The sequence below is a fragment of the Nocardia araoensis NBRC 100135 genome (assembly GCF_000308435.1).
In the GTDB taxonomy this organism is placed as follows: domain Bacteria; phylum Actinomycetota; class Actinomycetes; order Mycobacteriales; family Mycobacteriaceae; genus Nocardia; species Nocardia araoensis.
The window spans coordinates 34,862-46,020 of sequence record NZ_BAFR01000014.1; the positions used below are offsets into that span (position 1 = coordinate 34,862).

The following is an 11,159-nucleotide window of genomic DNA, read 5'->3' on the forward strand; positions in this document are numbered from 1 at the left end:
ACGGATGAGCGCGCTGAACGCCGTACGAAGACTGCCCCGCTGGGCGCTGGTGCTGGCCGGAGTGGTCGTCGCGGCGCTCGTGGTCGCGGTCGCGTGGAACGGCATAACCCGGATCGGGACCACCAGGGTCACCGCCTATTTCCCCTCCACGTCCGGCCTGTACGCGGGCGACGACGTGCGGGTGCTCGGCGTCAAGGTCGGCCGCATCGACGCGATCGAGCCCGGCGCGGACCGGGTCAAGGTGACCATGACCCTGGATCGCGGGGTCGATGTCCCCGCCGACCCGAAGGCGGTGATCATCTCGCCTTCGCTTGTCTCGGCGCGCTTCATCCAGATCGCCCCCGCCTACACCGGCGGCCCGAAGCTGAAGGACAACGGCGTGATCCCGATCGAGCACACCGCGGTGCCGGTCGAGTGGGACGACATCAAGGCCGAACTGTCCAAGCTGGCCACCGCGCTCGGCCCGGTCGGTGACGACAAACAGGGGTCGTTCGGCCGCTTCGTCGACACCGCCGCGAACAACCTCGACGGCAACGGGCAGCGGTTCCGCGACACCCTGCGTGAGCTGTCGGCCACCTTGAGCACGCTGTCGGACGGACGCACCGACCTGTTCGGCACCGTGCGCAACTTGCAGAAGTTCGTCGAGGTGCTGTCGGCGAGCAACGACCAGATCGTGCAGTTCGAGGGCAGACTCGCGTCGGTGTCCTCGGTGCTGGCCGGGGTCTCCTCGGATCTCGGCGCCGGACTGGACAACCTGGACGCGGCGATCGTCGATGTGCGCCGGTTCATCGACGGCAGCGGCGCCGAACTCACCGAGGGCGTGCAGCGGCTGGCCGACGCCACCCAGGTACTGGTCGACAAGCGGCCGGAACTGGAACGCGTACTGCACTCCGGCCCGACCGCGCTGGTGAACTTCTACCAGATCTACAAACCGGCCCAAGGCACCCTGACCGGCGCGATCGCGCTGAACAACCCGGCAGACCCGCTCGGCTTCCTGTGCGGCTCGGTGCGCGCGCTGGAGACCAACGACTCCGATCGCAGCGCCGACCTGTGCGCGCAGTACCTGGCGCCCGTGATCAACAGCCTGAGCATGAACTATGTGCCGATCATGGCGAACCCGGCCAGCGGCGTGACCGCGTTCCCAGACCAGCTCGTGTACTCCGATCCCAGTCTGGCCGGGCGGGTGGCGAGCCAGAATTCGGCGCAGCCGCAGCCCGCTCCGGTGAGCATCCCGGACGGTCTCGCCGGACTGGCCATTCCCGGCCTGACAGGAGGAGGGCGATGATGCCGACGCGGCGGATGCGCCGCACCGCCGTCGTCGCGGCGGGGCTGGCGGTGGCGCTCGGCGTCACCGGCTGTCAGTGGGACGGATTGAATTCGCTGCCGATGCCAGGCACCGAGGGCACCGGGCCCGGCTCCTACGAGGTGCGTATCCAGATGCCCAACGTCACCACGCTGACCCGGAATTCACCGGTGCGGGTGCACGACGTGGCGGTCGGCACCGTCTCGAAGATCGAGGTGGAGGACTGGCACGCACTGGTCACCGTCACGTTGAACCCGGACGTGCACCTGCCCGCGAACGCCGTCGCCAAGATCGGGCAGACCAGTTTGCTCGGCTCCAACCATCTCGAGCTCGCCGAGCCGACGGATCAGCCTCCCGAAGGCCAGCTGAAGGCGGGTGACGTCATCCCGCTGGCGCGTGCGGGAACGTATCCGACCACCGAGCAGGTGCTGTCCTCGCTGTCGGTGGTGCTCAACGGCGGTGGCGTCGCGCAGTTGGAAACCATCACCCACGAGCTCAACGCCGCGCTCACCGGGCGGGAGGAAGCCATCAGGGACCTGCTGCCGCAGCTGAACGAGTTGACCACGAACCTGGACCGCCAGACCGGCGACATCATCGCCGCGATGAGCGGGCTGGACCGCCTCGGCGGTCAGCTCGCCGAGCAGCGCGACGTGGTAGCGACCGCCATCGAGCAGATCCATCCGGCGTTGACCGTGCTTGCCGATCGCCGCGCGAACATCACCAGGGCGATCACCGCGCTGGGCGAGCTGAGCGACGTCGTGCGGCGCATCGTCGCGGCCAGCGGCGAGGACCTGAAGGCCAACCTGCGCAGCCTCGTGCCGGTGCTGAAGTCGCTGTCGGACACCGGGAGCGACCTGACCGAAGCGCTGAAGATCCTGGCCACCTTCCCGTTCCCGATGAAGAACCTGGACCACGCGATCAAGGGTGACTACCTCAATCTGTTCATGACCGTGGACATCACCGGCAAGCGGCTGGATTCGAACTTCCTCACCGGAACCCCGCTGGGCGGGCGGTTCGGCGGCGTGGAAGGCGCGCTGGGTAGCTTCGCGCCGGGCACGGCCGCACAGAACGGCGACCCGGCCACGGGTCCGTTGCAGGCGCCGCCGCCCGCGGCGAGCCAGCCCGCCCCGACCATCCCGGGACTCCCGCCGATCCCGGGCATTCCCGCCATTCCCGGGTTGACCGTGCCCATGCCGGGCAACACCGCGCCGCAAGGGGGTCCGGGACAGTGAAGCTCACCCGGTTCGTCCGTACCCAGCTGATCATCTTCTCCGTGCTGACGGTGATCGGCCTGGTCGTCATGGGCGGCACCTACGTCAAACTGCCCGCGATGTTCGGCATCGGGCGCTACGAGGTCACCGTGAAGCTGGCCGCGACCGGTGGCCTCTACCCGACGGCCAACGTCGCCTATCGCGGCACGAACGTCGGTGTGGTGAAGGAAGTCCGGTTGACGCCGGTCGGCGTGGACGCGAAGCTCTCGATCGCCAGCGACTACAAGATCCCCTCCGACGTCGACGCGTGGGTGCGCAGCGTCTCCGCGGTCGGCGAGCAATACGTGGACCTGGTGCCCGCGCAGAACCGCACGGGCGGAAACCTGCGCGACGGCAGCGTCATCCCGGTGGAGCGCACCAAGCTGCCGCAAGACGTCGGCGCGCTGCTCGACCAGGCCGACCGGCTGCTGTCGAGTGTCGCGGACACCCGGCTGAAACAGGTCATCGACGAGGCGTTCCTCGCGTTCAACGGCGCGGGACCGGACCTGCAACGGTTCATCGACTCCGCATCGCTGCTGGTGCAGGAAGCGCAGGCCAACGCGGAACCGACGAAACAACTGCTCGACAAGATCGGGCCGCTGCTGGACACCCAGACCGACTCCGACGCCGCGATCCGTTCCTGGACGGCCGATCTCGCCGCGGTCACCGACCAACTGCGCGGGCACGACCCCGCGCTGCGCGGCATCCTGCGCGACGGCCCGTCCTCGATGCAGCGGGTGACCAACCTGTTCGAGGACCTGCGCCCGACGCTGCCGCTGCTGCTGTCGAATCTGGTCAGTGTCGGTCAGGTCGCCGTCACGTATCACGCGGGGCTGGAGCAGATCCTGGTGGTCTATCCGCCGCTGGTCGCCGCGCTGCTGACCGCCGTCCGCGGTCCACTCGAATACGGCGCGCTGGTCGACTTCATGGCGCTGGTCAACGACCCGCCCGCGTGCACAACCGGCTTCCTGCCGCCCGACCAGCGGCGCTCGCCCAGCGAACTCGACACCCCCGACACGCCGCCGGGCCTGTACTGCAAGGTGCCGCAAGACGCCCCGGAGGCGGTGCGCGGCATCCGCAACACGCCGTGCGCCGAGGTGCCCGGTGTGCGCGCCCCGACGCCGGAACTGTGCCGCACGGGGTACGTTCCGATCGGCGACAATCCGCCGTTCGGGCCGCCGCATCCGGTGGCGCCCGCCGCGGCGCCCGCGGGTGAACCTCCGGTCGTCGCACCGGCGAGTTACGGCGGCGGCACACCAGCCGCGGCGCGGTCGTACGACCCGGCGACGGGCGTCTACATCGGCCCCGACGGGCGTACCTACCGACAGGGCGATATCGGACCGAGCGGTTCGGGCACGGTACCGTCGAGCTGGCAGGCGATGCTCGAGGAGCAGCAACAATGAGTGAGAGCAACGGAGAAGGTCACCGCACCCGACGGCGTGCGGTGCGCTCGGCCGGGCCGCCGGTCGAGGAGAACGCGACCGGTGGCGGCGTGCAGAGCGTGGTTGCGAACGCTTCCGCCCCCGCGCCCGAAGTCGGCGTCGGCGAGCCGAGTTCGGTCGCGGCCGAACCGAAGGCCTCGTCCGCCTCGACCGACCAGCAACCGGCCACGGACGAGCCGAACGCCGACGCGCCGAAAGTCTCCGTCCCGAAAGCCGACGCCGAGAAGTCCTCCGAGGCGACACCGGCCGAGCCCGCCGAGAGCGAGCGGCGCGGGGTCCCGCGCATTCTCGCCGCGGCCGCCGCGGCCCTGCTGGTCGTCGCTCTCGTGGCCGGTGCGGTCGTGTCGGTGTTCGCGATGCACGCGGCGCACGAACGCGACGAGCGCCGTGCCGAATACGTGGACACCGCCAAGCAGGCGATCGTCAATCTGACCACCATCCGCGCCGACACGGCCAAGCAGGACATCGACCGGATCCTCGCGCTGGCCTCGGGCGAATTCAAGACCGAGTTCGACGGCCGGGTCGACCCCTTCACCAGCATCGTGCAGCAGGCCAAAGTGGTTTCCAGCGGCGAGATCGTCGAGGCCGCGCTGGAAAGCGACGACGATCGCTCCGGACGCGTACTTGTCGCCGCCAAGCAGACGCTGACCAACGCGGGTCAGGCCGAGCCGCAGACCAGGTACTACCGGTTCCGGGTCACCGTGTCGCGCGGGGATTCGGGGCTGACCGTCTCCAACGTGGAGTTCGTGGCATGAACGGTCAGGCCCGGAGGCGGCAGCGCAGCGTGACCACGGAGGGCCCCGTTCATGCCGGAGTCGGATACGGCATGAACGGTCAGGCCCGGAGGCGGCAGCGCAGCGTGACCACGGAGGGCCCCGTTCATGCCGGAGAGGACACAGCATGAACGGAATTCGAGCCAAGATCCTGCTCGCGCTGCTCGGTGTCGTGGTCGCGGCGGCCGCGGTCGTCGGCGGCGTGAACGGCTACCGCTACTGGGACGACCGCCAGGCCGAGCAGTCGCGCAAGGACGCGGTCGCGACGGCGGGGCGCACCGTCGAGGCCATGTTCACCTACAACCCGCAGACCGTGGACACCGAACTGCGCAAGTCCGCCGACAACCTCAGCGGCGACTTCCGTACCGACTACCTGACGCTGATCGACAAGCAGATCGCGCCCGGCGCCAAGGAGAAGCAGCTCACCGTCAGCGCTACCACGCAGGCCGCAGGCGTCATCTCCGCCGACCGCTCGCACGCACAAGTCCTGCTTTTCCTCAATCAGGTGATGACGAGCAAGGACACCCCGCAGGGCACCACGACCGGCAGCCGGGTCCGCGTCTCCCTGACGAAATCCGATTCGCGCTGGCTGGTGTCGGCGGTAACCCCGGTCTGACGCCGGTCCGATGCGCTAGGACGACTGCGATGGCGGTGTGCGCGGCAGCCGCACCGTGAACGTCGTCCCGGCCTCCGGTGAACTCCGCACGCCGACCTCGCCGCCGTGCGCCGTCACCAGCGCCTGCACGATGGACAAGCCGAGCCCGCTGCCGCCGCTGCTGCGGGCGCGGGAGCTGTCGGTGCGGTAGAAGCGCTCGAAGACGCGTTCGGCGTCCTCCGCTGCCAGGCCGGGACCGGTGTCGATGACCTCGAGCAGCACGTCGTCGGGGCCGGGAGTCAGCAGCACCGTCACCTTCGCGTCGGGTGCGGTGTGCGTGAGGGCGTTGTTCAGCAGGTTGCCCAGGACCTGACGCAGTCTCGCCTCGTCGCCGATCACTTCGAGCGTTCCCGCGCCGGGCTCGATCTTCAGCTCGATGGTGCGGACGGGCCCGTCGGAGTGCCCGGCGGTGACCACGGCGCGCGCGTTGTGCACGCCGTCGCTGGCGACGGCGAGGAGGTCGACGGGGCCGAGTTCCAGCGGGCGCTGGGCGTCCAGCCGCGCGAGCATCAGCAGGTCCTCCACGAGCACGCCCATCCGCTGGGATTCGCGCTCGATGCGATCCATGAACGCGGCGGGGTCGTTGGTGGCGCCCTGCCGATACAGTTCGGCGAAGCCGCGGATGGTGGTCAACGGGGTGCGCAGCTCGTGACTGGCGTCGGCGATGAAGCGGCGCATGCGCTCCTCCGACCGGCGCGCCGCCTCCTCGGACGCGGCGGTCGCGGTGAACGCGCGCTGAATCTGCGCCAGCATCCCGTTCAGCGATCTGGACAGCCGGTCGACCTCGGTGTTGGTGTTGCGCACCGGCACCCGACGGTGCAGGTCGCCCTGCGCGATGGCCGCGGCGGTGCTCTCCACCCGGCGCAGCGGCCGCAGACTGCCCCGCACCACGAAGTACGCGAGGACCGCCAGCACGGCCAGGACCACCGCCCCGACGATCAGCTCGAGCATGACGAGCCGATGCACCGTGTCGGTGTTCTGCGTGAGCGGCAGCGCCACCGTCGTCGTGCCGTCCGGTGTGCGCAGCGTCAGCACGCGCCACTGGATCGGTCCTCCGTTCACGGAGCCGACGGTGTACGGGCCCGATGGCGGCGTCGCGGGTAGCGCGGGCTCGGAGTCGACAGCGAACGCGGGGACGAGGAACACGCGCCCGTCGGTGCGCATCGACCGCACGTAGAACTGGCTCGGGGTGTGGCGCGGTTCGGGCGGCGGCACCGGTGGCGGCGGTCCGCGCCGGGACCATTCCATCGCGCCCCCGCGCAATTGCTGGTCGGTGCGGTCGGTCAGCTGTTGTTCCAGGGCCGAGGTGACCACCATGCCGGAGACGAGCAAGCCCAGCCCCGCCGTGAGCACCAGCAGGAACATCAGCGTCACGCGCAGCGGAACGGCGGACAGCCAGCCGGAGACCTTCGCGCGCGCACCGCCGATCCGGCTCATGAACCGCTCTTGCGATGGGGGGCGCGCATCACGTAGCCGACGCCGCGCAGCGTGTGGATCAGGCGCGTATCGCCGGTGTCGACCTTCTTGCGCAGGTAGGAGACGTAGGTTTCGACGACGCCGACCTCGCCGCCGAAGTCGTAGCGCCAGACGTGGTCGAGGATGCGCGGTTTGCTCAGCACGGTGCCCGCGTTGACCATGAAATAGCGCAGCAGCGTGAACTCGGTGGGTGAGAGCGCGACCGGCTCGCCCGCCTTCCACACCTCATGGGTGTCGTCGTCGAGTTCGATGTCCTCGAAGCGCAGGCGCGAACTCTCCCGCTGGGGAGCGGCGTGCCCCGCGCGGCGCAGGATGACCCGCAGCCGGGCCACCACTTCCTCCAGGCTGAACGGCTTGGTGACGTAGTCGTCGGCGCCGAGGGTGAGGCCGGTGATCTTGTCCTGCACGTCGTCGCGCGCGGTCAGGAACAGCACGGGCGCGTCGATCCCGTCGGCACGCAACCTGCGCAGCAGGCCGAAGCCGTCCATGCCGGGCATCATCACGTCCACGATGAGCGCCTGCGGACGGAAGCCGCGCGCCTTGTCCAGCGCCTGCGCGCCGTCGGCCGCGGTGTCCACTTCGAAGCCCTGATAGCGCAGACTCACCGCGAGCAGTTCGACGATCATCGGCTCGTCGTCGACCACCAGAACCCTGGCCTCGGGTGTCTGCTGCACAGGGGCGCCACTCATGGCTTCATCGTCCGGTGGTCGGCTGCGATGTCGCTGGGCCGAAGCTGGGAGCTTCCTGTGAACGTCAGCGCGGCTCGCGGTCCTCGGGATAGACGTCGTCGTCGGTCAGCAGCGCGCTGCCCGCGACCTGGTCCTGCGCCAGGGCGTCGAGGAAGGCCCGCGCCCAGCGATCTACGTCGTGGGCCAGCACCTGCCTGCGCAGCGAGCGCATCCGCCTGCGTTTGACGTCGCGCTCGTCCTCCAGCGCCGCGACGATGGCGTCCTTCACGTCGTCCAGGTCGTGCGGGTTGCACAGGTATGCCTGCCGCAGTTCGGCCGCGGCGCCGGTGAACTCGCTCAGCACCAAGGCGCCGTTGAGCCCGCTGTGACACGCGACGTACTCCTTGGCGACGAGGTTCATGCCGTCGCGCAGCGGCGTCACCAGCATCACGTCGGCGGCGACGAAGAACGCGACCAGCTCGTCGCGCGGGATCGGGCGGTGCAGGTAGTGCACCACCGGGTAGCCGACCCGGGCGAACTCGCCGTTGATCCGGCCGACCTGACGTTCGATGTCGCCGCGCATCTGGATGTAGCTCTCCACCCGCTCGCGGCTGGGGGTGGCCAGCTGGATCATGACCGTGTGGGCGGGATCGATCCGGCCCTCGACGAGCAGCTCCTCGAGCGCGTTGAGGCGGATGTCGATGCCCTTGGTGTAGTCGAGCCGGTCCACGCCGAGCAGGATGTTCTTCGGGTTGCCCAGTTCGGCCCGGATCTTGGCGGCGCGCTCGCGCACCGACCTGCGTCTGGAGTGTTCGTCCAGTTCGGCGGAGGCGATGGAGATCGGGAACGCGCCGACCCGCACCGTGCGGAAGCCGACCTGCACCACGCCGAGCTTGGAGCGCACGCCGACCGAGCCGCGCGAGGTCGGCTGACCGGCCAGCCTGCGCGCCAGGTAGAGGAAGTTCTGCGCGCCGCCGGGCAGGTGGAAGCCGATGAGGTCGGCGCCGAGCAGGCCCTCGACGATCTCCGTGCGCCACGGCATCTGCATGAACAGCTCGACCGGCGGGAACGGGATGTGCAGGAAGAACCCGATGGTGAGATCCGGGCGCAGCATGCGCAGCATCTTGGGCACCAGCTGGAGCTGGTAGTCCTGCACCCACACCGTCGCGCCCTCGGCGGCGACCTTGGCGGTGGCCTCGGCGAAGCGCCGGTTCACGGTGACGTAGGCGCTCCACCACCTGCGGTCGTAGACCGGCCGCACGATGACGTCGTGATAGAGCGGCCACAGTGTGCCGTTGGAGAAGCCTTCGTAGTAGTCGGCCACCTCGTCGGCGGTCAACGGGACCGGATGCAGTTCGAGGCCGTCCTCGATGATCGGGTCCACTTCCACGTTGGGCACGCCCGCCCAGCCGACCCACGCCCCCTTGTTGTTGCGCAGGACCGATTCCAGCGCGGTCACCAGACCGCCCGGGCTTCGCTTCCACCGGGTGCTGCCGTCGGGCAGTCGTTCGAGGTCGACCGGGAGCCGATTGGCGACGACGACGAAACCGGAGCCCGCGCCCGTGTTCTCCGCCGCGGCGTCAGCAGTCGAGGTGTCTCTGGCGTGCTCGGAGTCGTCGGACGGATTCATCTGGTCCACTCACGCATCCTTTGCGCGTTGCTGTATCCCGCTGGAGTTGTGTAGTCGACGTCGCCGTTGGCGTCGAGAACGAGGTTATTCGCCTCGAGCGTTCGGTCCAATACCCAACATGGACAACAACATCCGGCATTCGTCCGCATCCTCGGCGTAGGCAGCGACCACCCGCTGCGCCTGACGCGCCGTTTCGTCGGCGAGTGGTTCCAGATCGTCGTCCGCAATGTCGCTGGCGCTGCCCTTCGCGGCCATCGTCAAGTCCTCCCGGCTCAGTGCGCTCTTACCCTGCGAAAAGTCAATGGTATGCGACGCTGGGAAGCGCGCCCGCCGGGGCGGCTGCGCAACGGCCGTCGGCGCCGCCGGGACACCCCGCTCGATGCGTCTTCCTCGCTGGTCCCTATACCGTGGGGAGCGCAGCACCAACTCCACGAAAGGGTCGACATGCCGCTGGCCACGGTGAACGGGATTTCCCTCAACTATCAGGTGAAGGGTGACCGCGCCAAGGGCTCGGCGCCGCTGGTGGTCATGATCATGGGCACCGGCAGTCCCGGCCGGGTGTGGGAGCTGCACCAGGTTCCGGCCCTGGTCGCGGCCGGTTACCGGGTGTGCACGTTCGACAATCGGGGGATCGCGCCGTCCTTCGAGGCCGCCTCCGGCATGACCATCGACGAGCTGGTCGCCGACACCGCCGCCCTGATCGAGTTCCTCGACGAGGGCCCGGCGCTGGTGGTGGGCACCTCGATGGGGGCGCGCGTGGCGCAGGAACTGGCGCTGGCCCGCCCCGACCTGGTCCGCAAGGCCGTGTTCATGGCCGGGCACGGGCGGCTGGACCAGTTCCAGAAGACGCTCTCGCTCGGCGAACACGAGCTCGACGCGAGCGGGGTGACACTGCCGCCGAAATACGAGGCGGCGATCACCGCGGTCATGAATCTCTCGCCTGCGACCATGGCCGAGCCGAACGCAGCGCGCGACTGGCTCGACCTGTTCGAGTTCACCGGCGGGCCGGTCTCGCCCGGCATTCGCGCCCAGCGCAGGATGGATCACGATTTCGACCGGGTGCAGGCCTACCGGGCGATCCGGGTGCCGTGTCTTTCGGTCGGATTCGCCGACGACCGGATGATTCCGCCGTATCTGTCCAGGGAGATCGCCGAGGTCATTCCTGGTGCGCGGTACCAGGAGGTACCGGACGCCGGGCATTTCGGATATTTGGAGCGGCCGGAGGCGGTGAACAAGATTCTCCTGGACTTCTTTGCGGCCTGATAGCGAGTCGGCCGAGGTGCGGGCATAGGTAACCGCCCAGGCGTAACGTCTTGCTTGCTAGTGTCGAAACAACGCTCGGGGTCTCTCGGCGCCTGGGGTTGCAAGCAACCCGGCACCGTGCGAACCAGGAGCGATCCCGTACATAGCGCCAGTATCCAGTGAGGTGAAATTGAGCACCAACCCCTTCGATGATGAAGACGGCCGCTTCTTCGTCCTGGTCAACGACGAGGAACAGCATTCCCTGTGGCCGGCCTTCGCAGAGGTTCCAGCCGGATGGCGAGTCGTGTTCGGCGAGGACAGCCGTGCCGCCTGTGTCGAGTACGTGGAGAAGAACTGGACCGACATGCGTCCGAAGAGCTTGCGCGACGCCATGGCCGCGGACGACGCGGCGCGTCAGGGCTCTGCCTGATCCGCGGCGTCTGATCTGCCGCGCCTTCGGCGCGGCGTTGTTCGCGGCCTACTGATGGCTCGCGTCCGAGTGGCCGCCGCCCGCGACTTCGTCGCGGACGCGGCGGTCACTCGGTCACGAGCCGGGCCGCGAACGGCGCATGCTCGATCTCGCTTCGCTCGAAAGCGGTTGTCGGGCCGGTATGACCGCGTTCGGTGCCGAACGCGGATTCCGTTGTGATACGGACGGCGTGCCGGGCTATGATGACAACCGCTTTCCCGCCTCCTTAGCTCAGTGGTAGAGCACTCGCC

The 11,159-nt window shown here is 69.0% G+C and carries 11 protein-coding genes; 7 read left to right on the top strand and 4 right to left on the bottom strand.

Annotated elements, in window-relative coordinates; all coding sequences use genetic code 11:
* Positions 1-4 precede the first annotated feature (4 nt).
* The 5 genes from ON21_RS02680 to ON21_RS02700 all read left to right on the top strand — a co-directional run bounded on the left by ON21_RS02680 (position 5) and on the right by ON21_RS02700 (position 5,384).
* The gene (locus ON21_RS02680) at positions 5-1,285 is read left to right on the top strand and encodes an MCE family protein (RefSeq protein ID WP_039794917.1); all 1,281 of its coding nucleotides are present in this window, start codon (positions 5-7) and stop codon (positions 1,283-1,285) included.
* Positions 1,282-2,535, top strand: coding sequence for an MCE family protein (locus ON21_RS02685; RefSeq protein WP_039794918.1), 1,254 nt, complete (start codon positions 1,282-1,284; stop codon positions 2,533-2,535). Before ON21_RS02680 ends, ON21_RS02685 begins: the two co-directional genes overlap by 4 nt.
* Positions 2,532-3,956, top strand: a complete 1,425-nt coding sequence (locus tag ON21_RS02690) for an MCE family protein (RefSeq protein WP_039794919.1) — start codon at positions 2,532-2,534, stop codon at positions 3,954-3,956. The genes ON21_RS02685 and ON21_RS02690 overlap by 4 nt, the downstream gene beginning before the upstream one ends.
* Complete coding sequence (locus ON21_RS36700) at positions 3,953-4,750, top strand: Rv1363c family protein (RefSeq protein ID WP_051020230.1); 798 nt, start codon at positions 3,953-3,955, stop codon at positions 4,748-4,750. The genes ON21_RS02690 and ON21_RS36700 overlap by 4 nt, the downstream gene beginning before the upstream one ends.
* A 145-nt stretch (positions 4,751-4,895) precedes the next feature.
* A complete protein-coding gene (locus ON21_RS02700; protein WP_039794924.1) occupies positions 4,896-5,384 on the top strand; it encodes a hypothetical protein in 489 nt (162 codons plus the stop codon).
* 15 nt (positions 5,385-5,399) lie between these two features.
* Here ON21_RS02700 and ON21_RS02705 read toward each other — a convergent pair whose 3' ends face one another.
* From ON21_RS02705 to ON21_RS39185, 4 genes are all read right to left on the bottom strand, one after another.
* Complete coding sequence (locus ON21_RS02705; protein WP_051020232.1) at positions 5,400-6,860, bottom strand: sensor histidine kinase; 1,461 nt, start codon at positions 6,858-6,860, stop codon at positions 5,400-5,402.
* A complete protein-coding gene (locus ON21_RS02710) occupies positions 6,857-7,588 on the bottom strand; it encodes a response regulator transcription factor (RefSeq protein WP_039794925.1) in 732 nt (243 codons plus the stop codon). The genes ON21_RS02705 and ON21_RS02710 overlap by 4 nt, the downstream gene beginning before the upstream one ends.
* 64 nt (positions 7,589-7,652) lie before the next feature.
* Positions 7,653-9,197, bottom strand: coding sequence for an alpha,alpha-trehalose-phosphate synthase (UDP-forming) (locus tag ON21_RS02715; protein WP_051020238.1), 1,545 nt, complete (start codon positions 9,195-9,197; stop codon positions 7,653-7,655).
* A gap of 84 nt (positions 9,198-9,281) precedes the next feature.
* The gene (locus tag ON21_RS39185; RefSeq protein ID WP_169332663.1) at positions 9,282-9,452 is read right to left on the bottom strand and encodes a hypothetical protein; all 171 of its coding nucleotides are present in this window, start codon (positions 9,450-9,452) and stop codon (positions 9,282-9,284) included.
* 189 nt (positions 9,453-9,641) lie between these two features.
* Between ON21_RS39185 and ON21_RS02725 the strand changes: the two genes are divergently transcribed.
* Both ON21_RS02725 and ON21_RS02730 read left to right on the top strand, forming a co-directional pair.
* On the top strand, positions 9,642-10,460 hold the full coding sequence (locus ON21_RS02725) for an alpha/beta fold hydrolase (RefSeq protein ID WP_039794930.1): 819 nt from the start codon (positions 9,642-9,644) through the stop codon (positions 10,458-10,460).
* 169 nt (positions 10,461-10,629) lie between these two features.
* Positions 10,630-10,869 carry an MbtH family protein gene (locus tag ON21_RS02730; RefSeq protein WP_039794945.1) on the top strand — a complete coding sequence of 80 codons (240 nt, stop codon included), beginning with the start codon at positions 10,630-10,632 and terminating at the stop codon, positions 10,867-10,869.
* The last annotated feature ends 290 nt before the right edge of the window (positions 10,870-11,159 follow it).